The 22,770-nt window shown below is 73.3% G+C and carries 20 protein-coding genes and 2 pseudogenes; 10 read left to right on the forward strand and 12 right to left on the reverse strand.

The annotated features are described in order from the left end of the window. Nucleotides 1-148: 148 nt before the first annotated feature. The gene (locus E6U81_RS19225) at nucleotides 149-1,651 is read left to right on the forward strand and encodes an FUSC family protein (protein WP_136231326.1); all 1,503 of its coding nucleotides are present in this window, start codon (nucleotides 149-151) and stop codon (nucleotides 1,649-1,651) included. On the opposite strand, the gene E6U81_RS19230 is transcribed toward E6U81_RS19225, so the two are convergent. Further along, nucleotides 1,641-3,986, reverse strand: coding sequence for an ATP-binding domain-containing protein (locus tag E6U81_RS19230; RefSeq protein WP_136231327.1), 2,346 nt, complete (start codon nucleotides 3,984-3,986; stop codon nucleotides 1,641-1,643). The genes E6U81_RS19225 and E6U81_RS19230 overlap by 11 nt on opposite strands. Before the next feature lie 92 nt (nucleotides 3,987-4,078). On the opposite strand from E6U81_RS19230, the gene E6U81_RS19235 reads away from it, so the two are divergent. The 3 genes from E6U81_RS19235 (at nucleotide 4,079) to E6U81_RS19245 (ending at nucleotide 7,204) form a co-directional block, all read left to right on the forward strand. Next, nucleotides 4,079-4,666 carry a GNAT family N-acetyltransferase gene (locus E6U81_RS19235; RefSeq protein ID WP_136231328.1) on the forward strand — a complete coding sequence of 196 codons (588 nt, stop codon included), beginning with the start codon at nucleotides 4,079-4,081 and terminating at the stop codon, nucleotides 4,664-4,666. A 272-nt stretch (nucleotides 4,667-4,938) separates the two neighbouring features. Continuing rightward, the gene (locus tag E6U81_RS19240) at nucleotides 4,939-6,075 is read left to right on the forward strand and encodes a nitric oxide synthase oxygenase (RefSeq protein WP_136231329.1); all 1,137 of its coding nucleotides are present in this window, start codon (nucleotides 4,939-4,941) and stop codon (nucleotides 6,073-6,075) included. Nucleotides 6,076-6,130: 55 nt separating this feature from the next. After that, a complete protein-coding gene (locus tag E6U81_RS19245) occupies nucleotides 6,131-7,204 on the forward strand; it encodes a lactonase family protein (protein ID WP_136231330.1) in 1,074 nt (357 codons plus the stop codon). A gap of 67 nt (nucleotides 7,205-7,271) precedes the next feature. Here the strand turns inward: E6U81_RS19245 and E6U81_RS19250 are convergent, their stop codons facing one another. The 3 genes from E6U81_RS19250 to E6U81_RS19260 all read right to left on the reverse strand — a co-directional run bounded on the left by E6U81_RS19250 (nucleotide 7,272) and on the right by E6U81_RS19260 (nucleotide 10,072). Then, the gene (locus tag E6U81_RS19250) at nucleotides 7,272-8,186 is read right to left on the reverse strand and encodes a hypothetical protein (protein ID WP_136231331.1); all 915 of its coding nucleotides are present in this window, start codon (nucleotides 8,184-8,186) and stop codon (nucleotides 7,272-7,274) included. A 96-nt stretch (nucleotides 8,187-8,282) separates the two neighbouring features. Further along, the gene (locus E6U81_RS19255; protein ID WP_030657563.1) at nucleotides 8,283-8,969 is read right to left on the reverse strand and encodes a uracil-DNA glycosylase; all 687 of its coding nucleotides are present in this window, start codon (nucleotides 8,967-8,969) and stop codon (nucleotides 8,283-8,285) included. 11 nt (nucleotides 8,970-8,980) lie between these two features. Further along, nucleotides 8,981-10,072, reverse strand: a complete 1,092-nt coding sequence (locus E6U81_RS19260) for an exo-alpha-sialidase (protein ID WP_136231332.1) — start codon at nucleotides 10,070-10,072, stop codon at nucleotides 8,981-8,983. Nucleotides 10,073-10,299: 227 nt separating this feature from the next. Between E6U81_RS19260 and E6U81_RS19265 the strand changes: the two genes are divergently transcribed. The 3 genes from E6U81_RS19265 to E6U81_RS19275 all read left to right on the forward strand — a co-directional run bounded on the left by E6U81_RS19265 (nucleotide 10,300) and on the right by E6U81_RS19275 (nucleotide 13,311). After that, nucleotides 10,300-11,643 carry a wax ester/triacylglycerol synthase family O-acyltransferase gene (locus tag E6U81_RS19265; protein ID WP_136231333.1) on the forward strand — a complete coding sequence of 448 codons (1,344 nt, stop codon included), beginning with the start codon at nucleotides 10,300-10,302 and terminating at the stop codon, nucleotides 11,641-11,643. 79 nt (nucleotides 11,644-11,722) lie between these two features. Next, nucleotides 11,723-12,832, forward strand: coding sequence for an NADH:flavin oxidoreductase/NADH oxidase (locus E6U81_RS19270; protein ID WP_136231334.1), 1,110 nt, complete (start codon nucleotides 11,723-11,725; stop codon nucleotides 12,830-12,832). Nucleotides 12,833-12,963: 131 nt separating this feature from the next. Beyond that, a complete protein-coding gene (locus tag E6U81_RS19275; RefSeq protein ID WP_136231335.1) occupies nucleotides 12,964-13,311 on the forward strand; it encodes a helix-turn-helix domain-containing protein in 348 nt (115 codons plus the stop codon). A gap of 125 nt (nucleotides 13,312-13,436) precedes the next feature. On the opposite strand, the pseudogene E6U81_RS41100 reads toward E6U81_RS19275, so the two are convergent. The 3 genes and pseudogenes from E6U81_RS41100 to E6U81_RS19290 form a co-directional block, all read right to left on the reverse strand. Further along, nucleotides 13,437-13,668 (reverse strand): annotated as a pseudogene (locus E6U81_RS41100) (IS5/IS1182 family transposase); the annotation flags it as partial. Between the two features lie 70 nt (nucleotides 13,669-13,738). Continuing rightward, nucleotides 13,739-13,966, reverse strand: a complete 228-nt coding sequence (locus E6U81_RS41105) for a DUF2945 domain-containing protein (RefSeq protein WP_240803903.1) — start codon at nucleotides 13,964-13,966, stop codon at nucleotides 13,739-13,741. Nucleotides 13,967-14,490: 524 nt separating this feature from the next. After that, nucleotides 14,491-14,922, reverse strand: coding sequence for a TspO/MBR family protein (locus E6U81_RS19290; RefSeq protein ID WP_240803904.1), 432 nt, complete (start codon nucleotides 14,920-14,922; stop codon nucleotides 14,491-14,493). Nucleotides 14,923-15,409: 487 nt separating this feature from the next. Here E6U81_RS19290 and E6U81_RS19295 point away from each other — a divergent pair, with 487 nt between their 5' ends. Both E6U81_RS19295 and E6U81_RS19300 read left to right on the forward strand, forming a co-directional pair. After that, the gene (locus tag E6U81_RS19295; RefSeq protein WP_136231337.1) at nucleotides 15,410-15,883 is read left to right on the forward strand and encodes a DIP1984 family protein; all 474 of its coding nucleotides are present in this window, start codon (nucleotides 15,410-15,412) and stop codon (nucleotides 15,881-15,883) included. A 399-nt stretch (nucleotides 15,884-16,282) separates the two neighbouring features. Next, entirely contained in the window at nucleotides 16,283-16,807 is a 525-nt protein-coding gene (locus E6U81_RS19300) for a VOC family protein (protein ID WP_136231338.1), read from the forward strand. Nucleotides 16,808-16,951: 144 nt separating this feature from the next. On the opposite strand, the pseudogene E6U81_RS39890 reads toward E6U81_RS19300, so the two are convergent. The 3 genes and pseudogenes from E6U81_RS39890 to E6U81_RS19315 all read right to left on the reverse strand — a co-directional run. Next, nucleotides 16,952-17,443, reverse strand: a pseudogene (locus tag E6U81_RS39890) (prealbumin-like fold domain-containing protein); the annotation flags it as partial. Nucleotides 17,444-17,691: 248 nt separating this feature from the next. Beyond that, nucleotides 17,692-19,065: an FAD-dependent oxidoreductase gene (locus E6U81_RS19310; protein ID WP_136231339.1), complete on the reverse strand. Its 1,374-nt coding sequence runs from the start codon at nucleotides 19,063-19,065 to the stop codon at nucleotides 17,692-17,694. A 52-nt stretch (nucleotides 19,066-19,117) separates the two neighbouring features. Further along, complete coding sequence (locus E6U81_RS19315) at nucleotides 19,118-19,819, reverse strand: DUF305 domain-containing protein (protein ID WP_240803905.1); 702 nt, start codon at nucleotides 19,817-19,819, stop codon at nucleotides 19,118-19,120. 63 nt (nucleotides 19,820-19,882) lie between these two features. Between E6U81_RS19315 and E6U81_RS19320 the strand changes: the two genes are divergently transcribed. Further along, nucleotides 19,883-21,379, forward strand: coding sequence for a hypothetical protein (locus tag E6U81_RS19320; protein ID WP_136231340.1), 1,497 nt, complete (start codon nucleotides 19,883-19,885; stop codon nucleotides 21,377-21,379). 11 nt (nucleotides 21,380-21,390) lie between these two features. On the opposite strand, the gene E6U81_RS19325 is transcribed toward E6U81_RS19320, so the two are convergent. Both E6U81_RS19325 and E6U81_RS19330 read right to left on the reverse strand, forming a co-directional pair. Beyond that, entirely contained in the window at nucleotides 21,391-22,023 is a 633-nt protein-coding gene (locus E6U81_RS19325) for a TetR family transcriptional regulator (protein WP_136231341.1), read from the reverse strand. A 102-nt stretch (nucleotides 22,024-22,125) separates the two neighbouring features. Then, nucleotides 22,126-22,770: a phosphatase PAP2 family protein gene (locus E6U81_RS19330; protein ID WP_136231342.1), complete on the reverse strand. Its 645-nt coding sequence runs from the start codon at nucleotides 22,768-22,770 to the stop codon at nucleotides 22,126-22,128.

The raw sequence follows: 22,770 nt of genomic DNA on the forward strand, positions 1-22,770 counted from the left end.
GTACTTACGGCGCCGCGCAGCGCCGGACGGCAACGAGGCCGGTTCCGGAGCGCGGCGCCTTCGCCGTGCCCGTCCGCAGCCCACCACCCCCGGGCCCGCCGGGCCGGCGCGCACCACTGCAGGGGGGCGGCACACCGCTGTGAAGAGGATGTTCGTAGCTCCGGATCCGGGGCGTATGAGGCTCAGGACCTCGGCCCGCGCCGTGATCGGCGTCGGCGCCGCCGTAGCCCTCGCCGAAGTGTGCGGTCTTTCCCTGACCGCCTCCATCACCGGCGGACTCGCGGCCCTGCTCGCGCTCTTCACCGTCACCGACCCCACCGTGCGCCGCCAGGCCGTCACCACCGCCCTGCTGCCCGCCGCCGGATTCCCGGTCCTGGCCCTCGCCACCGCCCTGCACGGCGTCACGCCGCTCCGGGACGCCGCCTTCGTCCTCGTCGTCTTCTGCGGGGTCTACGCCCGCCGCTGGGGCCCGCGCGGGCACGCCCTCGGGATCTTCGCGTTCATGAACTTCTTCATCACGCAGTTCCTGCACGCCCTCCCCGCGCAGCTGCCCGAGCTGTACGCCGCCGTGGGCCTCGCCCTCGGCGCCGCCGCGGCCGTGCGCTTCCTGCTCTGGCCCATCGAGCGGCGCACCCCGCCGCCGGCCGCCCCCGCGCCGCTGCCGGGCCGCGGTCTGGCCCGGCACACGACCCGGCAGGCCTTCCAGGCGACCGCCGCCTGCGCCGTCGCCCTCACCGTCGGCCAGGTGCTCTCCGAGGACCGCTGGTACTGGGCCGTCGGCACCGCCTGGTGGATCTTCGTCAACACCGCCTCCCGCGGCGAAACGCTCGTCCGCGGCTTCCGCCGGGTGCTGGGCACCGTCGTCGGCGTGGCCGCCGGCGTCCTGATCGCCATCCCGCTGGACGGCGCGCCCCTCCCCACCGCCCTCCTGGTCGCGGTCTGCGTCTTCGGGATCTTCTACACGGCCGCTGTCTCGTACAGCTGGATGATCCTCGCGGTCACGCTGATGGCGGGGCTGCTCTACGGGCTCCTCGGCGTACTGGACCCCGGCCTGCTCGTACTCCGCCTGGAGGAGACGGCCGTCGGAGCCGTGTGCGCCGCGCTGGCCGTGGTCCTGGTCCTGCCGGTCACCACCCACGCCACGAACGACGCCTGGATCCAGCGCGCCCTGCACTGCGTGCACGCCGCCACCGCCCAGGCCACCGCCCGCCTCGCCGGCTCCCCGACGGCGGACCCCGCCCCGCACGCCGCCGAGCTGGAGACCCTGCTGGCCCGGGTCCGGATGGCACTCGCGCCGCTGGTCCACCCGCTCAGCCCGTTCCGCGCCCGCAAGGCCCGCGCCGGCCAGGTCATCGCCCTGCTGGACGACTGCGCCCGCGAGGTGCGCGGCCTGGCGACCGTCGCCGCCGACCCGGACGCCGGACACGACGCCCGCCTCGCCGCTGCCTGCTGGCGCGTCGAGGCGGCCGTGCAGGCGCTGACCGCCGGCGAGCGGGAGCTCGAAGAGCCCGCCGCGGCCGGCGCCACCGCGTCGCCCGCCGCCACCACCGAGCCCGCGCTCGCCCACCTCCAGGGCCTGGAGCGGGCCCTCGCCGAACTGGCCACCCCGCTCGGCAGCGACCCGAAGGCGCCGTTCGTCATCAGCGCCTGAGCAGCCCGCCCCAGGCCGGCGCCCGCCCCGCGGGCGTCCGGCCGGGGGAGTGCACGACCCCCAGGGCCTGGGTGGCCCGGGTCAGCGCCACGTACAGGTCGCTGGGCTCGAAGTCGGCCGGCTCCACCACGATCACCGTGTCGAACTCCAGCCCCTTGGCCTGGCGCGGATCCAGCAGGACGACCTCCCGCGTCAGATCGGGCTCCGCGCCCTCCCGTACCCCCGGCAGTACGCCGGCCAGCGCCCCGTGCAGCCCCCGCGGCGCGATCACCGCGAGCCGCCCCTCGGCCGGCCGCTCCCCCTCCACGGCCGCCGCCACCGCTCCGGCGAGGTCCTCCGCCGCCCGCGCCCACGGCCGCACCCCGGTGGCCCGCACCGACCGCGGCGGTTCGAATCCGGGATCGCGCTCGCGCAGTACGGCCGCCGCCACCTCCATGATCTCGGCCGGCGTGCGGTAGTTGACCCCGAGCCGGACCAGCTCCCAGCGCTCGCCGACGTACGGCGAGAGGATCCGCTCCCAGGACCCGCAGCCCGCCTCGTCCCCGGTCTGCGCCGGATCGCCGACCAGCGTCATCGAGCGGGTCGGGCAGCGCCGCATCAGCAGCCGCCACGCCATCTCCGACAGCTCCTGCGCCTCGTCCACGATCACGTGTCCGAAGGCCCAGGTGCGGTCGGCCGCGGCGCGCTCGGCGGCGCTGCGGTGGTCGGCCTCCTCGTGGCGCTCCGCCATCCGCTCCGCGTCGATGATGTCGTGCGCCGCGAGGTACTCGTTCTCCTCGTCCTCGAACTCGTACGACTGCGAACCGGCGGACACGTCCAGCACGCCCTGCGCATAGGCGATGCGCCGCTGCCGCTGCCGCTCCTCGGCGGCCCGCAGCGCGCTGTCGTCCTCCCCGAGCAGCTCGGCCGCCTCGTCCAGGAGCGGTACGTCGGCCGGGGTCCAGTCGGGCCGGGCCGACGGCGCCCGCCGGATGAGCCGGGCCTCGTCCGCGGGCAGGTGCGTGGGCTCCGCCAGGAAGTCGGCGACCAGCCGCTGCGGGGTGAGCGAGGGCCACAGCGAGTCGATGGCCGCGTGCACGGCGCGGCTCGTCGCGATCTCCTTGCCGAGCTGGGCGACATCGTCCGGGCCGAGCAGGTTCGGCCCGCCGTACGGATCGGCGCCCAGGCGGTCGGCGAGCTGCGCGGTGAGCGCGTCGATGATCCGGAAGGCGAACGCCGGCCGCGCCTGGTTGTGCGGCAGCCCCGTGGCCCGGGCGCGGTCGCGCGCCTCGTGGGCCATCGTCCGGTCCAGCAGCAGGGTCCCGTAGTCGTCGTGGTCGATCTCCAGCGCGGGTTCGGGGACGGTGTCGTACTCCTCTCCGGTGCCCGCCGGCACGTGTTCCGGCAGGCACTGCCGGTCGGCCACGACCCGGGCGAGGACCTGGGCCATCGCGGCCCGGCCCTTCACGGCGGCGGCCCCGGGCCGGTCGGTCCCGGTGGCGTGGACCCCGGGGAACAGCTCGCCGGGGGTGGACAGCAGCACACCCGTCTCACCGAGCGCGGGGAGCACCCCGCCGATGTAGCCCAGGAAGGCCGGGCCCGGTCCGACGATCAGCACTCCGCGCTTGGCGAGCAGCTCCCGGTGGGCGTACAGCAGGTAGGCGGCGCGGTGCAGCGCGACCGCGGTCTTGCCGGTGCCGGGTCCGCCCTCGACGACGAGGACCCCGCGGTGCGTGGAGCGGATGACCCGGTCCTGCTCGGCCTGGATGGTCCGCACGATGTCGTGCATGCGGCCGGTCCGCGCGGCGTCGAGCGCCGCCAGCAGTACGGCGTCCGCGTCGGCGCCCTCGTGCCCGGTGCGCTCCGCGTCGGTCAGGTCGAGGATCTCGTCGTGCAGGGCGGTGACCACCCGGCCCCGGCTGCTGATGTGCCGGCGTCGGCGCAGCCCCATCGGGGTGTGCCCGGTGGCGAGGTAGAAGGGGCGGGCGACCTCGGCCCGCCAGTCCAGGACCAGGGGGGTGCGCTCCGCGTCGTCGGCGCGGATCCCGATGCGGCCGATGTGGTGGTCCCGGCCGTCGGAGAACTCCAGACGCCCGAAACAGAGGCCGTTCTCACCGGCATTCAGGGCGGAGAGCAGACCGGACTGCTCGGCCACCATGACATCGCGCTCCAGGCGCGCCTGAAATCCGGTTCCGACGTCGCGCAATGCCCCTTCGACCGCCTGTTCGGCCTGGTCGCGCAGGTCATCGAGGCGCCGATAGAGATCGGTGACGAATTGCTGCTCATTCCGGAATTCCTCGGTTGACAATTGCACTCCTGCCGCGCTACAGTGTCCTCGTAAGCTTTCTTGCGTCATCACTCGGGTGAAGTCGCGAACTATTCAATATACGCCTTCTCCTCCCTCGGCAGCGAATTCGGCCGGGGGATTTTTTGCGTACCGTGGATCTCATGACCACCGCACACGGCCCTGCCGACGGAATCGTCTACCGCCTCGCCCGCCCCGAGGACGCGGGCGCCATCGAGGCCCTGGACAGCTCCTTCACCACCCCCACCGTCTTCGAGGTGGCCGCGTCCGGCGACGGCTTCGGCTTCCTGCTCCGCGAGGTCCCCGTGGACCCGCCCGTGCACAAGGCCTTCCCGCCCGAGGAGCACGACGAACAGGGGTTCGCCGGCTCCCGGGGCCCCGACGTGGACGCGGACGCGCGCACCTTCGTGGCCCTCGAAGGGGGCGAGCTCTGCGGGTTCGCCGCCGTCGGCTACGCCGCGTGGAACCGCCGGCTGACGATCGAGGACATCGAGGTCGCCCCCGGCCACCGGGGTCGCGGGATCGGCAGCGCCCTGATGGAGCGCGCCGCGGAGTTCGCCCGCGAACGGGGCGCGGAACACCTGTGGCTGGAGGTCAGCTCGGTCAACGCCCCGGCCGTGCACGCGTACCGGCGCATGGGGTTCGGCTTCTGCGGCCTCGACACCGCCCTCTACGGGGGCACGCCCTCCGCGGGCGAGCAGGCGCTCTTCATGAGCCGGCCCTGCCGCTGACCCGTCTCGACCGGTCGCCCCGTCGCGCGAGGGGCCGCGTGCGCCGGCGCGCGCACATCACCTGATGGATCGTCAACTCCCTCGGTGCGCCGGATCCTACGCCTTCGCGCCCCCTGTTCGCAGCCCGTTCCGCGAGGATCACCCGGAGGAGTGTTCCGGGAGCTCATGCCACGCGCCGCTGACCTGCGGCAGGTACAACGGGTAATTGATTACTGCACATTCATGCGGCACGTACAGGGTGGATCTGGTCGGACAGGGGGTAACCCGCCGGAATGGAAATTCTTCAACAGCGCTCCACCACCGCTCAGGTGTGGCAGGCGGCCGAGGAGTTCATCCGACTCTTCCACAGGGAGAACGCCGGCGCGGGTGATCCGCGCGCCCGGCTCGCCGCCGTGAGGGCGGAACTCGCGGACACCGGTACCTACGCGCACACGCCGGAGGAGCTGGTCCACGGGGCGCGTGTCGCCTGGCGCAACAGCAACCGCTGCATAGGCAGGCTCTACTGGAACTCGCTGCGGGTCCGCGACCGCCGCGGACTCACCGACGCGGACGCCATCGCCGCCGAGTGCTTCGACCACCTGCGCGAGGCCACGAACGGCGGCCGCGTCAGACCCACCATCACGGTGTTCGCCCCGGAGGCCCCGGACCGCCCGGGGCCGTTGATCTGGAGCGAGCAGCTCGTCCGGTACGCCGGCTACGGCGACCACCCCTCGATCACGGTCGGCGACTCCCGCAACGCCCCGCTGACCGAGGCGCTGCTCCGGCTCGGCTGGTCCGGCGGCGCCGGCACCCCCTTCGACCTCCTCCCGCTGGTGGTCCAGGGCGTCGACGACAAGCCCCGGTGGTTCGACACCCCGGCGGACGCCGTCCTGGAAGTACCGATCCGCCACCCCGACGGCGACGGATGGGCGGACTGGGGGCTGCGCTGGCACGCCGTACCCGCCATCTCCAACATGTGCCTGGAGATCGGCGGCATCCACTACCCGGCCGCGCCCTTCAACGGCTGGTACATGGGCACCGAGATAGGAGCCCGCAACCTCGCCGACACCGACCGCTACAACCTCCTGCCCGCCGTCGCCCGCCGTCTGGGCCTGGACACCTCCAGCGACCGCTCCCTGTGGAAGGACCGCGCTCTCGTCGAGCTCAACCGGGCGGTCCTGCACTCCTTCGACCGTGCCGGGGTCACGATCGCCGACCACCACAGCGAGTCGCGGCGCTTCCTCTCCCACATGGAACGGGAGGAGCGCAAGGGCCGCGAGGTCGGCGCCGACTGGTCCTGGATCGTGCCGCCGATGTCCGGCGCCGCGACCCCGGTCTTCCACCGCACCTATGAGGACCGTCCCAGCAGCACGGCCTACGTCCACCACTCCGGCGCGCAGGAACGGGCCCAGGGACGCGATTTGGTCTAGACCTTCTGTTACCGTCGGCTCCGGACGGATCCGACAGCGGTGAGAGGGGTTTCCTGTGGGCGGCGCGGACAGCACGGACCGGAGCGGCGAACACCGGGCCTACATCGGTTCCTTCACCTCGGGGGGCGGCCGCGGTGTGACCATCGCGACCGTGGATCCGAAGACCGGGGCGCTGACTCCGCTCTCGGTCGCCACCGCCGAGGATCCGTCGTACCTCGCCCTCGCCCGGGACACCGGCGTCCTCTACGCGGTGAGCGAGACCGAGCGGGGCGGGGTGGCGGCCTTCCGGCCCACCGCGGGCGGCCTCGCCCCGCTCGGCGCACCGGTGCGCGTCGGGGGCTCCGGCCCCACCCACGTCAGCGTGGCCGGACGCCGCCTGTTCACCGCCAACTACACCTCGGGCAGCGTCAGCAGCCTCGCGCTGGACGCCGACGGCCGCCCGTACGGGCCCTCCCGCGTCCTCGCGCACCGCGGCTCCGGACCCGACACCGCCCGGCAGGAGGGTCCGCACGCCCACCAGGTGCTGCCCGACCCGACCGGCCGCTGGGTGCTCAGCGTGGACCTCGGCACCGACTCGGTACGGGTCTGTGCCCCGGACCCCGTCACGGGGGAGCTGCGGGTGCACGCCGAGACGGCGCTGCGCGCCGGGACCGGACCCCGCCACCTGGTCTTCCACCCGACAGGCGGCACGGTCTACGTCCTGCACGAGCTGGAGCCGCAGGTGACCGTCTGCCGCTGGAACGGCGCTTCCGGGCACCTGGAACCGGTCGGCGAGGTTCCGGTGGCCTCCTCGGGCGCTTCAGGGGCCGTGCGGGCGTACCCCTCGGCGGTCGTCGCCTCACCCGACGGACGGTTCGTCTGGGCGGCCGTCCGCGGGGCCGACGTGCTGGTCACGCTGTCGCTCGCCGACGGACCGGGCAGGCCGCGGCTCACCGGCACCGTGGACTGCGGCGGAGCCTGGCCGCGGGACCTCGCCGTGGACGCCGCCGGGAGCCGCCTCTACGCGGCCAACGAGCACTCGGGCGACGTCACCTGGTTCGACGTGGACCCGCTGACCGGGCAGCCGCACCGGGCCGGCTCGCTGGCCGTGCCCGCGGCCACCTGCGTGGTCCTCGGCCGGGAGCCGTAACCGCGCGAAGGCCCCCGCCGGCCGGGAGCACCGGTGCGGCGGGGGCCTTCGTGAAGTGTCGGGCGGGTCAGTGCGCGGGCGAGCCCTGGGGGATCCCCAGAGCCGCGGTGTACTGCGCGACGGCCAGCTTGCCGAGTGCCGGGTAGGCGCCGAGCACCTCGGCGGTGGCGCAGTCGGCTTCCTTGCAGGCGGTGTCCAGCAGCCCGTCGGCGGCCTCCGGGCCGATCAGGTACGGGGCGAGCGCGAGCTGAGTGGAACCCTCGCGGCGCAGCTGCTCGGCGACCGCGGCCACCGAGCCCTCCTGGTCCAGCGCGGCGGCCTGGACGGGCACGGCGAGGCGGGCGGCGAGCAGCATGCCCGTGATCCCGGCGGCCTGCACGGCCTCCTCGCCACCGGTGGTCGCCAGGACGATGCCGTCGGCGGCCGTGGTCACGGTGAAGAGGCGTGCGCGGTCGGCGCGGGCCAGGCCGGCCTCGGAGAGGCGCACGTGCAGGCCCTCGGCCAGCAGCGGGTGCGGACCGAGGACGTCGGCCAGCTCGGCGGCGGCGGAGGAGTCCATCAGCGCCTGGCGCATCCGGCGCAGCAGGTCGCTGTCCGGGCCGGCCAGCAGCGGGACGACCACGGCGTCCGGGCCGGACTGGTCGGGCACCTCGTGGCCGGCGGCGCGGGCGAACTCCACGCGCGCGGTCCGGTCGGCCGCGACGGCGCTCAGCACGCCGGACAGGGACGGGAACTCGGAGGCGTCGTCACCCTCGAGGAAACCGATGCGGGCGTCGAGGCCCGGCAGCTCGGAGCGGCCGATGCTGATGATCTCTTCCGCGAGCCCCCGCGAAGCGGCCGACGGCGCACCGGGCACGGCGAGTACCAGCGCGGGCGCGCCCTCGGGCGCAGCCGCGGGCTCGGGCCGGCGGTGCCGTCCGGTCGGGCGGGGTCGCGGCATTCGTACGGGCAGGCCATTTGCGGGGCCAGTGGGGGAGCTCATGGCGCCGCATGCTACTGGCTTATCGGAAGAAGGTGTTCGGGCAGGGCCTTCTCGTGCCGCATCTGTCCGTATTTATCCGTTGAATTGCAGATACGCTCAACTGACGGACGGCAAGCGCCAGTCCACAGGCTGTGAACCCTGGCCCACCAGCAGCTCGTTCGTCCTGCTGAACGGCCGGGAGCCGAAGAATCCGTAATCGGCCGACTTGGGGGAGGGGTGCGAGGACTCCACCACGGGCAGGTCGCCGAGCAGTGGCCGCAGGTTGCGGGCCGCGCGGCCCCACAGGATGGAGACCAGCGGCTTGCCGCGGGCGGCCAGCGCGCGGATGGCCTGGTCGGTGACGGCCTCCCAGCCCTTGCCCTGGTGCGCGTTCGACCGGCGGGGCGCCGTCGTGAGCGAGCGGTTCAGCAGGAGCACGCCCTGCCGGGTCCACGGGGTGAGGTCGCCGTTCGCGGGCCGGCCGGTCCCGATGTCCCGGTGCATCTCCAGGAAGATGTTGTCCAGGCTCGGCGGCACCGGCCGGACGTCGGGGGCCACCGAGAAGGACAGGCCCACGGCGTGCCCCGGCGTCGGGTACGGGTCCTGCCCCACGATGAGGACCTTGACCTCGTCGAAGGGCTGCTGGAAGGCGCGCAGCACATTGGCCCCGGCGGGGACGTACGTCCTCCCCGCCGCGATCTCGGCTCGCAGGAAGTCGCCCATCGCGGCGATCTGCGTCGCCACCGGCTCCAGAGCGCGGGCCCAGCCCGGCTCGACGATCTCGTTCAACGGTCGTGCTGCCACGGTGGATCACTCTACTGGCCGATCGTCGCCGCCCGCACACACAGGACGTCCGGCAGGTGCTCGGCCAGCAACTGCCAGCTGTCGCCGTCGTCGTGGCTGGCGTACAGCTCGCCGTTGCGGTTGCCGAAGTAGATCCCCGCCGGGTCCGCGTCGTCCGTGCAGAGCGCGTCCCGGAGCACCGTGCCGTAGTGGTCGGAGTCGGGCAGTCCGCGCGTCAGGGGCTCCCAGGTGGCGCCCGCGTCCTCGGTGCGGAAGACCCGGCACCGGTGCTCGGCGGGGACCCGGTCGGAGTCGGCGTTCAGCGGGAAGACGTAGGCGGTGTCCGGCCGGTGCGGGTGGGCCGCCACCGCGAAGCCGAAGTCGGAGGGCAGCCCGCCGCCGATGTCGGTCCACCGGCCTCCCGCGTCGTCGCTGCGGTAGACGCCCCAGTGGTTCTGCAGGTAGAGCCGGTCGGTGTCCCCGGCGTCCCGGGCGATCTTGTGGACGCACTGGCCGAACTCGGGGTTCGGTTCGGGCAGGAACACCGCCGAGACTCCGTTGTTGGACGGCTTCCAGCTCGCGCCGCCGTCCTCGGTCCGGAACACCCCGGCCGTGGAGACGGCGACCGTCACCGTGTCCGGGTCGCGGGGATCGGTGAGCACCGTGTGCAGGCCCTCGCCGCCTCCGCCGGGAACCCACTTCCCGCGGGTCGGGTGCTCCCACAGGGGGCGGACCAGTTCGAAGGACTCGCCCCGGTCCGTCGAGCGGAAGAGCGCGGCCGGCTCCGTCCCGGCGTAGACCACGTCCGGTGCCTCCGGTCCGGCCGGCTGCAGCTGCCAGACCCGCTCCAGCGAGGCGCCGGTGTCCTGGGGGAACTTCACGGCGGCCCTGGCCGGTTCCCGCCAGGTGGCCCCGAGGTCGTCGGAGCTGAAGACGGACGGCCCCCAGTGGGTGCTGTCCCCGCCGACCAGCAGCCGGGGAGCCGGTCCGCGCCGGTCCACGGCGACGGCGTAGACGGCCTGGGCGTTGAAGTGGGGCTCGCCGAACTCCCACGGCCCGTCCCCCCGGCGGCGGCCGATGAACAGTCCCTTGCGGGTTCCCACGAGCAGCAGTACGTCGGCCATGGCCGGCACCTCCGGACCTCGTCGTCCTTGCGCGGATTCGTTCCTTGCAGAGCGTCTTTCCGGCCAGTCTGCACCCGACCACCGACAGGGGCCCGGTGGGCGCCGCGCACCTCACATCGGATGATCTATACCGATCATTTACCGCCCGGAAATGATTGCGCCTTGCATGGGGGTGTTCGCAATGGGTTGACTTCAAGCCACTGCTTGCCGCGCGTGAGAGGACGTATGTGGCCACCGAGCACCTGTCTCCGCTCGACCTCGCTTTCTGGCGGATGGAAACCGCCGACCACCCCATGCACCTCGGCGCCCTGGCCGTGTTCCGCGCCGCCGCGGCACCCCCCGGCTCCGGCGCCGGACGTGCGGCCGAGCGCGCCGCCGCCCTCCTGACCGCGCGCTGCGCGGCCGTGCCCGGCCTGCGCCGCCGGATCCGGGACGTGCTGCTGCCCCTCGGCGCCGCCGCCTGGTCGCCGGACCCCGGCTTCGATCCGGCGCGGCACGTCTTCCTCGTCCGCACGGACCGCACCTGCGTGCACGAGGCCGCCGGGCCCCTGATGGCCCGCCCCCTGGACCGCGAGCTGCCGCCCTGGGAGGCGCACGTACTGGACGGGCCGGACCCGGACTCCTTCGCCGTGCTCTTCAAGTTCCACCACGCCCTCGCCGACGGCCTGGGCGCCCTCGCCCTCGCGGCCGCGCTCTTCGACGAGGTCCCGGGTCCGCGGGCCCCCGCGCGCGCGGTCCCGGGGCAGCGGGCCGGCACCGTCCTGAGCCGGCTCCCGGGAGCCCTGGCCGCCCGGGTCCAGGGTGTCGGCCAGGCCCTGGAGATCGGCGCCGCGGTGGCCCGCGGCGGGCTGCCGCTCGGTGTTCCGGCCGCGCTCACGGCCGGTCCCGCCGGCGCCGGCGGGCGTACCGTCGCCGGTCTCGCGCTCGACCTGGACGAGGTCAACCTGATCCGCAAGGGGGCCGGAGGCACCGTCAACGACGTGCTGATCACCCTGGTCGCGGGCGCGCTGCGGCGCTGGCTGGCCGAGCGGGGCGACCCCGAACCCCTGGGTGCCGGTCCGCGCGCCCTGATCCCCGTGTCGCGCCGCCGCGGGCCCCGGGGCGGCGAAGGCGCCGGGAACCGGCTCTCCGGCTACCTGCTCCGGCTGCCGCTCGCCGAGCCCGATCCGCTGCGCCGGCTGGACCGCGTACGCGCCGGCATGGACCGCAACAAGGACGCCGGGCCCGCCCGCGGCGCGGGGGCCGTGGCCCTGCTCGCGGACCACGTCCACCCGCTCGGCCACCGGCTCGGCGGCCCCCTCGTCGCCCAGGCGGCACGGCTGCTCTACGACATCCTCGTCACCAGCGTCCCGCTGCCCGGTCTCACCTTCTCCCTCGGCGGCAGCCGGGTCCACGAGGTCTACCCGCTCGCCCCGCTGGCCCGCGGCCAGTCGCTGGCCGTCGCCGTCTCCACCTACAAGGGGACGGTCCACTACGGCCTGGTCGCCGACGGGGCCGCCGTCCCGGACCTGGCGGCGCTGGCCGGGGCGCTGCGTGCGGAGCTCGACGCACTTGTACGAGAGGTCTCGTAGTACGAGGGGATTCGTAGTATGGTGAGTCTCGTACTTAGCCGCCGACCCCGGCGCGCCCGGTGACCTCTGGAGAGCCCCGATGAGTGCTGCCCCCGCCGTACCCGCCGCCTTCGCCGCCCTGTTCGAGCCGTACGCCCTGCGCTCGGTCACCGTCCCGAACCGCGTCTGGATGGCCGCGATGTGCCAGTACAGCGCCGAGGCCTTCGGCCCGAACGCGGGCGTGGCCAACGACTGGCACTTCGCCCACTACGCCGCCCGCGCGACCGGCGGCACCGGCCTGATCGTCCAGGAGGCCACCGCGGTCTCCCCGGAGGGCCGGATCTCCCCGTACGACCTCGGCATCTGGAACGACACCCAGGTCGAGGCCCTGCGCCGGATCACCGGCTTCCTCAAGGCCCGGGGGACCGTTCCCGGCATCCAGATCGCCCACGCCGGCCGCAAGGCGTCCACCGACCGGACCTGGACCGGCGGCGGACCGGTCGGCCCCGACGCCCACGGCTGGCAGCCGGTCGCGCCCAGCGCCGTACCGTTCGCCGAGGGCCACGCGGTGCCGCACGAGCTGACGGCCGATGAGATCGCCGAGATCACCGGCCAGTTCGCGGACGCGGCCGGACGGGCGCTCGCGGCGGGCTACGAGGTCGTCGAGATCCACGGCGCCCACGGCTACCTCATCGGGGAGTTCCTCTCCCCGCACAGCAACAAGCGCACCGACGCCTACGGCGGATCCTTCGAGAACCGGACCCGCTTCGCCATCGAGGTCGTCGACGCCGTACGGGCGGTGTGGCCCGAGGAGCTCCCGCTCCTCTTCCGGATCTCCGCCACCGACTGGCTGGAGGGGGAGGGCTGGACCGCCGACGAGACCGTGCGCCTGGCCCGGCTCCTCCAGGAGCACGGCGTGGACCTCCTGGACGTCTCCACCGGAGGCCTCGCTCCCGGCGTGACGATCCCGGTCGGCCCCGGCTACCAGGTGCCGTTCGCCGCCCGGGTGAAGGCCGAGACGACCCTCCCCGTGGCCGCGGTCGGCCTGATCACCGAGCCGGAGCAGGCCGAGAAGATCCTGGCCAACGGCGAGGCCGACGCGGTCCTGCTGGGCCGCGAGCTGCTGCGCGACCCGTTCTGGGCCCGCCGTGCGGCCGACGAGCTGGGTGCGTCCATCCGTACGCCTGAGCAGTACCACCGGTCCTGGTGACGGGGGTGCGGCCGCCGCCGCCGGGCGGCGGCCGCACCCCCGTCCCCGCCGATGTCGGCGATCCCCACGCCTCCTTCGACGACTCTCGTACCATGGGGGCCCGGACCAAGCCGAGTGAGTGGAGCAGGGACATGACGGATCGGGACACCTCCCGCACCCTGGCCCACCCGGAGGCCGCCGAGATCCGCCTGGAGGGCGTGCTGCACGCGCTCTCCGACCCGGTGCGGCTCTCCATCGTCCTGGACCTGGCCGGTTCGGCGGACGACCTGGCCTGCTCGCACTTCGACCTGCCGGTCACCAAGTCCACGACCACGCACCACTTCCGCGTCCTGCGCGAGAGCGGTGTCGTACGCCAGGCCTACCGCGGGACCACGAAGCTCAACGCCCTGCGCCGCGAGGACCTGGAGGCACTCTTCCCGGGCCTGCTCGACAGCGTCCTGACGGCGGCCGCGGCCGAGGCGGCCCGCCTCACGCCCTGAGCCGCTGCCGCGTCGCCCGGCAGGATTCGCAGGACACGGCCCTACCACCCGGCAACCGCACCCGGGAGGCGAGGACGCGCTGCCGTACGAGGTCCGCCGCGACCGGCAGGTCCGACTCCCGCCCGGCGGCTGTCGGCGTCGATGACGACCTGCCCGTTCGCCGAGAACCGGTAGGTGCGGGAGGAGGCGGCGACCTGTCGGCCGCGGACCGGGACGAGGGCGCCGTCCACGACCCGCAACCGGTCCACGTCAGCGACCGGCTTCGGAGCCGGCTCCAGCGCGAGCTGCCGCACCGTGTGTCCGGTGCGGTGGTTGCACGGCCAACAGCAGCACCCGTTCCGCCAATGGCAGACACCACGAAAGGCCCGCCACCGAGCCTTCTGCAACCCCGTTCAGGGGCTTCCTTGCGCGGGGCGAGGGCCGGTGCTCAGGTGGAACGGCGCCTGCGTCGCAGAGCTTCGGGCCTGTGCACGGCCGAGCGCCCGGAGGCGTCGCTCTCCACCTCGTACTGCGGCTCCTCCGCCGAGGCGTCGACGGTGCGGCCGGCAACCCGGCCGCGCTCCGTGATCTTCCTCTTCACCGTGCCGTTGACGGTCCGGCCGTGGCTCTTCCACGAGACCCCGTCGCCCCGCGCGTGCTTGTCCTTGCCGGCCACGGGCTTCTGCCTTCCTGTCGTTCCGCTTCCAGCCCCAGCCCCAGCACCAGCCCCAGCCGGGTCGGGTTTTCCCGGCCCCGTTCCGGGAAGACGCCGTCTGCCGTCCCGGGGTCCTGATCCTGGGGCGGTCCATGCCGGCGGTAGGACGGGGCGGCGCGGAGGACATCGGTCGGCCAGTGAGCGACCCCGGCCCTCCGGAGGGCGGACGAGCCCGCCGCCCGGCGCCTGCCCCTGCCGGGCCGGGCGAAACACGGGGTCGGAAGGGGGCGGAAGGGGCGGCACCCGCACCCGGGGCAGGTGCGGCTCGGGCCCCGGAACACCCGCCCGCCTCCATCGAGTGCTCGCCGCGGCGGCTCCGGTACCGCAACGACGACGGCCGAGGCATGGGCAAACGCAACCGCGAGGCATTGGCACCGGAATGCGTCCCGCGCTACCAGCGAGGTTCTCGGCGTACGTCGATCTGCCCGACGCCGCCATCGTGACCACGAGGGCGCAGCCGGCCACTCCCTGGAGAACATCGCGGACTATGCGTCGAGGTGCCAGATGGACGCGTTGAGGGCGCTCGCGAAGGCCACCCACAACAGGTAGGGGACAAGGAGAAGTGCCGCTGGGAGGCTGAGCCGCCGGAAGCGGACGACGGTCGTGCTGAGCGCGGCCAGGAGAAGCAGGATGTCCAGCAGCGCAAGTCCGTACTGGCGGGCGGCGAAGAACAAGGGGGTCCAGGCGAGGTTGAGCGTGAGCTGAATGGACCACCAGACCAGTGCCGTTCGGACCCGGTCGCGGTCGGGGTGGCGCCAGACCAGCCACGCGGCGATGCCGATCGTGGCGTAGAGGGCGGTCCAGACGGGCCCGAAGAGCCATGCGGGAGGAGCCCACACAGGCCGGTCCAGGGACTCGTAGACCATGCCCGCGTCGGAGGAGGCGAAGGCGCCGAGAGCCGCAACGCCGTAACTCACGGCGAGGAAGAAAAAGAGAGCCCGAAGGCTTCCCGCCCCGCGCCGGCGCACCGGCGGCGTCGCAGAAGGTGCCACAGCGTACTCCTGGTGGACTCGGTGAACCGGGCGTCCGGATGACGATCGTCTTCCCTCTCATTCGCCTCCCACGCGGTCACCGGATGCGTCCGGCAGTCAGCCACCAAGGCATTCCCGACGCCCGCTTGAGCCCGTGCCGCGCAAGGCAGCCCGCTGCGCCTGGGCGAGGCGAGCCCATGGCCGCGCAGTGTCCCATCTGAATCAGGTAGCGGGCCCGATGGAGACGCCCGGCAGGCGTCCGGCCGGCGCGGTCGGCTCGGCGACCAGCAGCGACCTCACGCTCTGGACCCGCCCTGTCGCCTTCGGTAGGTACGTGGAGGCCGGACATGGATCAGGTCGCAATCCAGGCCCGTATGCATCGGTTTGCGCTCGTATACTCGGGCGAGTTCATGGACGAAGGCAGGGGGAAGCGGTGAAGCTTGCCGAGGCACTGGCGGAGCGCGCGGAGGCGACGCGGCGTGTGGAGCAGTTGCGAGCGCGAGTCGTCAGCAGTGCGCGGTACCAGGAGGGGGAGACGCCCGCCGAGGACGCGACTCAGCTGTTGGCCGAGGCCGGGGAAGTGCTGGACACCCTCGAAATGCTGATCCGGCGGATCAACCGGACCAATGCCACCGTGGTGCTGGGCCCGGACGGCGGCACGCTCACCGACGCACTCGCGCGCCGGGACGTCTTGCGATTGCGACACTCGGTGGTCACTGCGGCGGCGGACGCCGCGGCAGGTACGGGTGATCGTGGATACGGCCGACAGCTTCGGTCCGAGCTGATGATGCTCGCGGCGCTTCCGGTCGCGGAACTGCGTGCTCGGGCGGATGCGCTCGCCCGGGACATCCGGGAGGTCGATGTGCGGATCCAGCGTGCGAACTGGGAGGTCGACCTGCTGGACTGACCGGTCCAGCAGATCAAGAGGATGTGGAGCAGGTAGCCGCTTCGGAGGCGTGCACACACCGAGGGTCGGCGGTTCTCCGACCCACCTGTGGTGCGTGAAGAGCAACGCTGGGGTTCGATTCCCCCTCAACAGTGCAGCTCAGCACGGCGTACAGGTAATGGTGCACACCGCACAGCACATCACCACGTGCAGATCCGGGGCGACGAGGGCGGGATCGGGGTTTTCCACATCGCAGTACCACGGGAACGATCTTCTCCGGGGTCCCGTTGACGGGTCGGCGCTTTGCCCTGTACCGATGGCGGTGGCGTTGTCTGATCCCGTACCCGATCTAGGTCCGCTGTTGTCCTCGTTGGGCCCTAGGGTCGTCGCATCGAGCGACCTGACGAAAGGACGAGAGCGATGAGGCACTCTGCGCCCGAGGGTTACACCAGCATTGCGCCGTGGGTGGTCACCGACGACACGGGCGCGCTGCTCGACTTCATCACCAACGCCTTCGGCGGCGAGGAACTCGCACGGGTGTCCGTCGAGGACGGCACCATCGGCCACGGTGAGATCCGTGTCGGCGACACGGTGGTCCTGGCCTTCGACCGGCGGCCCGACTGGCCCGTGATGCCCTCGCTCCTGAGGATCTACGTACCGGACGCGGACGCCGCCATGGCCGCTGCCGTCGCACAGGGGGCGCAGGTGATCACCGAGCCCGCTGACAGCGCGTGGGGTGATCGCGGCGGCCGGGTACGGGATCCGTTCGGCAACATCTGGTGGGTGGTGAGCAGGGTCGAGGACGTCCCACCGGACCACGCCTGGGCGCGCATGTCCGAGCCGAAGTACGCCGAGGCGATGCGCACGGCCCAGGAGACGCTGGACGCCGCGCTGAGCGGCCGGGTCACCGGGGTGGCGAGTGCCCCGCGGCGCCCGGCACACTGAACTCTGTCGGGCTCGTGGTGTCGACGCCGACGGTCCGGCCTGGCCGAGCGGGACGGGCGTGGGGGCGTTCCCGGCGGTCACCGTCACGCCTTCGGCGGCGTTCTGCGCGGTCAGCACCAGTGGGCCGAAGACGGGGTTGGCCGGCAGGTCGTAGCCGGGTGGGGCCTGGGTCTCCTGCCAGTAGTAGAGGCCGGTCTCGACGGTGCGGGCGCAGGTGCCGTCGTTCGCGGTGGTGCAGGTGTCGCCGATCTGGGTGTCCGGGTCGATGCCGGTGGTCTGGAGGCCGGGGATGCCGTTGGTCTCCTCCCGCAGCCGGAAGACGGCGCCCGCCAGCAGGGCTCCGGTCGACACGTCCTCCTTGACCACCCGGACGTCGCCGAGGGGCACATCGGGCCCCTCACAACCCGGAGGTCCGGTGTCGCAGCGGGGCGGAGGGCACCATTCCCACCCGTCGGCCACGGCGTGGTCCGGACACCGGGCGGCACTCACGGCAGGCCTGTCGCGGACAGCAGTGCCGGCCTCGGCCGCCGCGGCGTACGAGGAGGCGGAGAGCACCAGCCCCGTGACCGCCACCGCGAGCGCCCAGGCCCGCCGGCCGTCCCATCCGCTGCTGCTCCGGGGCTCCGCTCCCGACATGATCGGGGCGCGTGCGCGGCCCGGCGCGGCGACACTCCCGCACAGGGGCGTTCCGGCGGGACGACCACCCGGAAGCGCCACGCCGACGCGCGGGACCGGGCCGCGGGCGACGGAGGGCGGGCCTCGCGAGAGCGGGCCTCGCGAGAGCGGTGGGCGCGCACAGGGCGGCCGAGTGCGCCGTCGGCCACCGGCCGTCGGGGGCCTGTCCCGGGCGGGCCCGGGATCCGGCACCCGCCGGGGCGGGACGGCTACGCAGGCCCCGCGTCCGGCGTGTTCGCCGCGGCCAAGAGACCGCTCCAGTCCGGGATCTTGACGGAGCGTCGGCCCAGGGAGTGGCCCAGGGCCGCCTCTGCCGACTCGATGGCCAGCCAGCCCGGCCACTCCACCGGGTGCAGGCCCGCCGTCCGCAGCGCGTCCAGGGGGTCGCCGGGCAGTTCGCGCCGGGCCAGCGCCCCCGCGTCCTGCAGGAGTGAGGAGGCGGTCTCCTTGGCGCACGGCCGGTTCGTGCCGATCACCCCGGTCGGGCCCCGCTTGATCCAGCCCGCCACGTACTCGCCGACCGAGGCCCGGCCCGCGCGCAGCACCCGGCCCGCCGCGTGCGGAACCGTGCCCTTCGCCGGGTCGAAGGGCAGCCCGGCCAGGGGCACGCCCATGTACCCGACCGAGCGCAGCACCAGCTGAGCCTCGACGTCCTCGTGGACGCCCGTCCCGGTCACCCCGCCGCGGCCGTCCGGAGCGGTCCGCTCGAAGCGCATCCCGGCGACCCGCCCGTCGGGCCCGCCGAGGACCTCCACCGGCCGCAGGTAGAACCGCAGCGCGATCCGGCGCGGCCCCGCGCCCGGGGGCCCGCCGGCCCAGCCGCGCAGGACCTCCAGATTGCGCCGTGCCACCGCCGGCAGCGCGGCGGCCGCGCCCGGATCGGCGTACAGGGGGTCCAGTGCCAGCTCCTCCGGGTCCGCCCAGGCGTCCACACCCGGCAGCGTGCCCAGTTCCCGCAGCTCCTTGGTGGTGAACCTGCCCTGGGAGGGTCCGCGTCGGGCCACCATCGCCACCCTGCGCACCCCGCTGTCGGCAAGCGCGCCGAGCGCCGGCTGCGGCATGTCCGTCGGTGCCAGCTCCGCCGTGCCGCGGGCCAGGATCCGGGTCACGTCCACCGCGACGTTCCCCGCCCCGACCACCACCGCCGAATCGACCCCGGGCAGGTCGAAGACCTCGGCGGCGGCATCCGGGTGCCCGCTGTACCAGGACACGAAGGCCGTCGCGGAGTGCACCCCGGGCAGTTCCTCGCCGGGGATCCCCAGCAGCCGGTCCCGCGCCGCGCCCACGCAGTACACGACCGCGTGGTACAGCTCCAGCAGCCGCTGCGTCGGCAGGGCCGCCCCGCCGACCTCGACGTTGCCGAGGAAGCGGATCCGCTCGTCCTCCAGCACCGTGCGCAGACTGCCCTGCAGCGACTTGATCTTCTCGTGGTCCGGCGCGACCCCGTACCGCACGAGTCCGTAGGGGGCGGGCAGCCGGTCCAGTACGTCGACCCGCACCCCGGGCACCTCGCGCTGCTGGACCAGCGTCTGGGCCGCGTAGACCCCGCTGGGGCCCGATCCGACGACGGCGACACGAAGCACGGCGGAGCTCCTCCCGCAGGTGGTCCCAGCATGACACCGGCCCCTCGCGGAGTCAGCCCATCGCGCGCATCCGGTGGATCTCGGCGCTCTGTGTTGCCACCACCTCGTTGGCCATCTCCTCCACGGCCGGGTTGTTCCCGCCGGCCAGCGCCTCGCCCGCCATCGTCAGGGCCCCCTCGTGGTGGGCGGTCATCAGCTTCAGGAAGAGCCGGTCGAAGTCGGCGCCGCGGGCGTCGGAGAGCTCCCGGAGCTGCTGCTCGGTCGCCATGCCCGGCATCGATCCGTGGTCGTGCCCGTGCCCGTGACCGGGGGCGGGGGCGGGCGTGCCGGAGCCTGGCGCCGAGTGGAGGGCCAACCACTTCTGCATCGCGCCGATTTCAGGCTTCTGGGCGGCCGAGATCCGCTCCGCGAGCCGTTTGACGGGGTCCGTCGCCGCCCGCTCGGGAGCCAGTGCGCTCATCGTCAGGGCCTGCCGGTGGTGTTCGATCATCCGCTGCACGTAGGACTGGTCGGCGGCGTTCGGGCTGTCGTCGGGTTTCGCCTTGGCGGCCTGTTCGGGGGTGAGCGTGCGGGACTTCTCGCCCGGCCTGCCCGGCGCGACGATCGAGGCCTGCCCGTCGTCGGCCCGGTCCGCACCGTCGTCCTGGCAGCCGGTGAGCGTCAGCAGGAGGCCGGCGGTGGCCGTCGCCGCGGCGAGCCGTAAGGGCCGCGTGGTCAAGGCCTTGCGGCCCCGGAGGTCTTTTGCCATGTCCATGAAGGGAAGATACTGCCGGGGTCCTGGTTCCGTTCCCCTGCGGACGGAACCGATCGGGCTCCCATGGGAGGCACAGTGACCTCGCTACACACCAGGAGAGCGGGCAACAGGAGGGTGGGGGTGGCCGTCGCGGCGGCCGGACTCCTCGCGACCCTCCTCGCGGCCGGACCGGCCGCGGCCACCCCCGACCCGGGCGACTTGACGCCCGGCCACGGCAACCACCAGAGTGCCGGCACTCCCGAGGGCGGCGAACTCGCCCCCGGGGCCATCCCCGGCCAGGACGAGATCGTGCACAGCGCCAACATCAAACCCCTGGCCAACATCCCCTCCACCGACCCCACGGTGGTCAACTCGGACCTCGCGTTCCAGGGCAGGTACGCCTACGCGGGCAACTACAACGGCTTCACGATCTACGACATAGCCAACCCCAAGGCTCCGAAGAAGGTCACCGAGGTGCTCTGCCCCGGCGGGCAGAACGACATCTCCGTCGACGGCGACCTGCTCTTCCTCTCCACGGACTCCTCCCGCAGCGACGACTCCTGCAACAGCGTCTCGCAGCCCGCGACGGAGAAGTCCTCGTGGGAGGGCATCAAGATCTTCGACATCAAGGACAAGAGGAACCCCCGGTACATCAAGTCCGTCGAGACGGCCTGCGGCTCCCACACCCACACGCTGGTCCCGGGCCGCAAGGACATCTACCTCTACGTCGCCTCCTACTCCCCGAACGAGGCCTTCCCCGACTGCAAGCCGCCGCACGACGGCATCTCCGTGGTGAAGGTCCCGAAGAAGAGCCCGACGCAGGCCGCGGTCGTGGCCTTCCCGGTGCTCTTCCCCGACGGCGGCAACCCGGGCGCGCCCACCAACCCGGGCGTCTCCAGGACGACGGGCTGCCACGACATCACCGTGCTGCCGTCGAAGGACCTGGCCGCCGGAGCCTGCATGGGCGACGGCATCCTCTTCGACATCAGCAGGCCCGAGCAGCCGCGCGTCATCGACCGGGTGCAGGACAACGTGAACTTCGCGTTCTGGCACTCGGCCACCTTCAACGAGCGTGCGAACAAGGTGGTGTTCACCGACGAACTCGGCGGCGGTGGCGGCGCCACCTGCAACGAGGCCACCGGCCCCAACCGGGGCGCCGACGGGATCTACGACATCACCGGCCGCGGGGACCAGCGCAAACTCGTCTTCCGCAGCTACTTCAAGATCCCGCGGCACCAGGCCGACACCGAGAACTGCGTGGCGCACAACGGCTCGCTGGTCCCGGTCGGCGGCGGCCGCGACATCATGGTGCAGGCCTGGTACCAGGGCGGCGTCTCGGTGTGGGAGTTCACCGACTCCGCGCGGCCCAGGGAGATCGCCTACTTCGAGCGCGGACCGCTGTCGACGGACAAGCTGGGTCTCGGCGGTTCCTGGTCGGCGTACTACTACAACGGGCACATCTACTCGAACGACATTGCCAAGGGCCTCGACGTGCTGCGGCTCGACGACCGGCGGACGGACAGCGCCAAGCGGGTCCGCATGGACCGGCTCAACGTACAGACCCAGCCCGAGTACCGCTGAACCGTGTGAGGTCAGGGGTGTGAGGGAAACGTTCCGCCGGGCGGCAGCCCGCCGTCCGGTGGAACACCGAGCTCCCAGTCCAGCCCGTAGCGCTGGAACAGCTCCGCCCGCAGCCGGACGGCCGGCATCGGGGCCCCGGGCAGCAGCACCGCCACGACCGCGCCCATCAGCAGGGCGCGCAGCAGCGGGTAGTCCGCGTCCACGTCCGCCGAGCCGTACCGGGCGACAGTGTCCCGCAGCAGCTCGGCCAGCCGCCGCTGCTCCGGGCACTGCACGAAGCCGTCGGCCGTGAGGATGCCCGCCATGTGCGTCCGCATCAGCAGGGGCTCGTCCCGGGCGAGCCCCAGGATCGCGTCGATGGCGCGCGCCAGCAGCTCCCGCCCGTCCTCGCAGCGGGGCTCCCGCTCCAGCGCGGCGCCCAGGGTGAGGTGCATCAACCGGTGCACGGCCGACTGCAGCAACTGCCGTTTGCCCGGGAAGTAGTACGAGACCAGGCCGCGCGCGGCGCCCGCCCGGTCGGCGATGTCGCCGAGGGTCGTGGCCTCGTAGCCGCGTTCGGCGACGAGTTCCACCGTGGACTGCAGCAGCCGCTCCCGGGAACGTCTGCGCAATTCTTCATTGACCGATGCGCTGCGCGGGGACATGCTTACTCCTGCGTTGACTGGCTCACAGCCAATATACTCAGCGCACGGGGTCGCCTGCTCTGGGTGACACGGGGGATCATCCAGGGCAGGCGCGCCGCACCCTCAGCGCTCCGCCCGCTCGCGTCTGCGGCTGCCGACGGTGACCGTCGTCACCAGGACCACCAGAGCCGCGCCCAGGAGCCAGCCCGCCAGGACGTCCGAGAACCAGTGCACGCCGAGGTAGAGCCGGGTGAAGCCGACGCCGACGACCGACACGGCCGCCGCGGCCCAGGCGGCCGGGGCCCACTTCGGGGCCGGGCGGGGGATCAGCCACAGCAGCACCCCGCACACCACCGTCGCCGTCATGGCATGGCCGGACGGGTAGGCCGCGTAGTGCGCCGAGTCCACCGGGTCCGACCACACCGGGCGCTCCCGCCCCACCGCCGCCTTCAGCCCCTGCTGCACCAGTGAGGCCACCACCGCCGCCAGCGCCACCCTTAGGGCCCGCTCGCGGTCGCCGCGCCACCACAGCAGGAAGCAGGCTACGGCCGCCAGCACCCGCATCGTCCACGGGTCCCAGACCCAGTCGGACAGCACCCGCATGGACTGCGTCACCCCGGAGTGGGCGACGGCGTGGGCGTGCAGGTCCCGCGCGACCCGTTCGTCCCAGGCCGACAGGGGCTGCCACCCCGCCACCACCAGAGCGGTCAGCACCGCCCCGAGCACCGCGCAGCCGATCCCCAGCCACCGAAATAGATCGTTCCGCAT

Origin of the sequence: Streptomyces sp. A0592, from assembly GCF_004795115.1 — a bacterium.
Taxonomy (GTDB): Bacteria; Actinomycetota; Actinomycetes; order Streptomycetales; family Streptomycetaceae; genus Streptomyces; species Streptomyces erythrochromogenes.

What these genes read in the sequence shown, in the direction of transcription:
- E6U81_RS19270 (WP_136231334.1), top strand. Translation starts at nt 11,723, where the DNA reads ATGAGTGCTGCCCCCGCCGTACCCGCCGCCTTCGCCGCCCTGTTCGAG.
- E6U81_RS19275 (WP_136231335.1), top strand. Translation starts at nt 12,964, where the DNA reads ATGACGGATCGGGACACCTCCCGCACCCTGGCCCACCCGGAGGCCGCC.
- E6U81_RS19260 (WP_136231332.1), bottom strand. Translation starts at nt 10,072, where the DNA reads ATGGCCGACGTACTGCTGCTCGTGGGAACCCGCAAGGGACTGTTCATC.
- E6U81_RS19300 (WP_136231338.1), top strand. Translation starts at nt 16,283, where the DNA reads ATGAGGCACTCTGCGCCCGAGGGTTACACCAGCATTGCGCCGTGGGTG.
- E6U81_RS19320 (WP_136231340.1), top strand. Translation starts at nt 19,883, where the DNA reads ATGGGAGGCACAGTGACCTCGCTACACACCAGGAGAGCGGGCAACAGG.
- E6U81_RS19225 (WP_136231326.1), top strand. Translation starts at nt 149, where the DNA reads ATGTTCGTAGCTCCGGATCCGGGGCGTATGAGGCTCAGGACCTCGGCC.
- E6U81_RS19315 (WP_240803905.1), bottom strand. Translation starts at nt 19,819, where the DNA reads ATGGACATGGCAAAAGACCTCCGGGGCCGCAAGGCCTTGACCACGCGG.
- E6U81_RS19330 (WP_136231342.1), bottom strand. Translation starts at nt 22,770, where the DNA reads ATGCGGAACGATCTATTTCGGTGGCTGGGGATCGGCTGCGCGGTGCTC.
- E6U81_RS19230 (WP_136231327.1), bottom strand. Translation starts at nt 3,986, where the DNA reads ATGACGCAAGAAAGCTTACGAGGACACTGTAGCGCGGCAGGAGTGCAA.
- E6U81_RS19325 (WP_136231341.1), bottom strand. Translation starts at nt 22,023, where the DNA reads ATGTCCCCGCGCAGCGCATCGGTCAATGAAGAATTGCGCAGACGTTCC.
- E6U81_RS19240 (WP_136231329.1), top strand. Translation starts at nt 4,939, where the DNA reads ATGGAAATTCTTCAACAGCGCTCCACCACCGCTCAGGTGTGGCAGGCG.
- E6U81_RS19250 (WP_136231331.1), bottom strand. Translation starts at nt 8,186, where the DNA reads ATGAGCTCCCCCACTGGCCCCGCAAATGGCCTGCCCGTACGAATGCCG.
- E6U81_RS19235 (WP_136231328.1), top strand. Translation starts at nt 4,079, where the DNA reads ATGACCACCGCACACGGCCCTGCCGACGGAATCGTCTACCGCCTCGCC.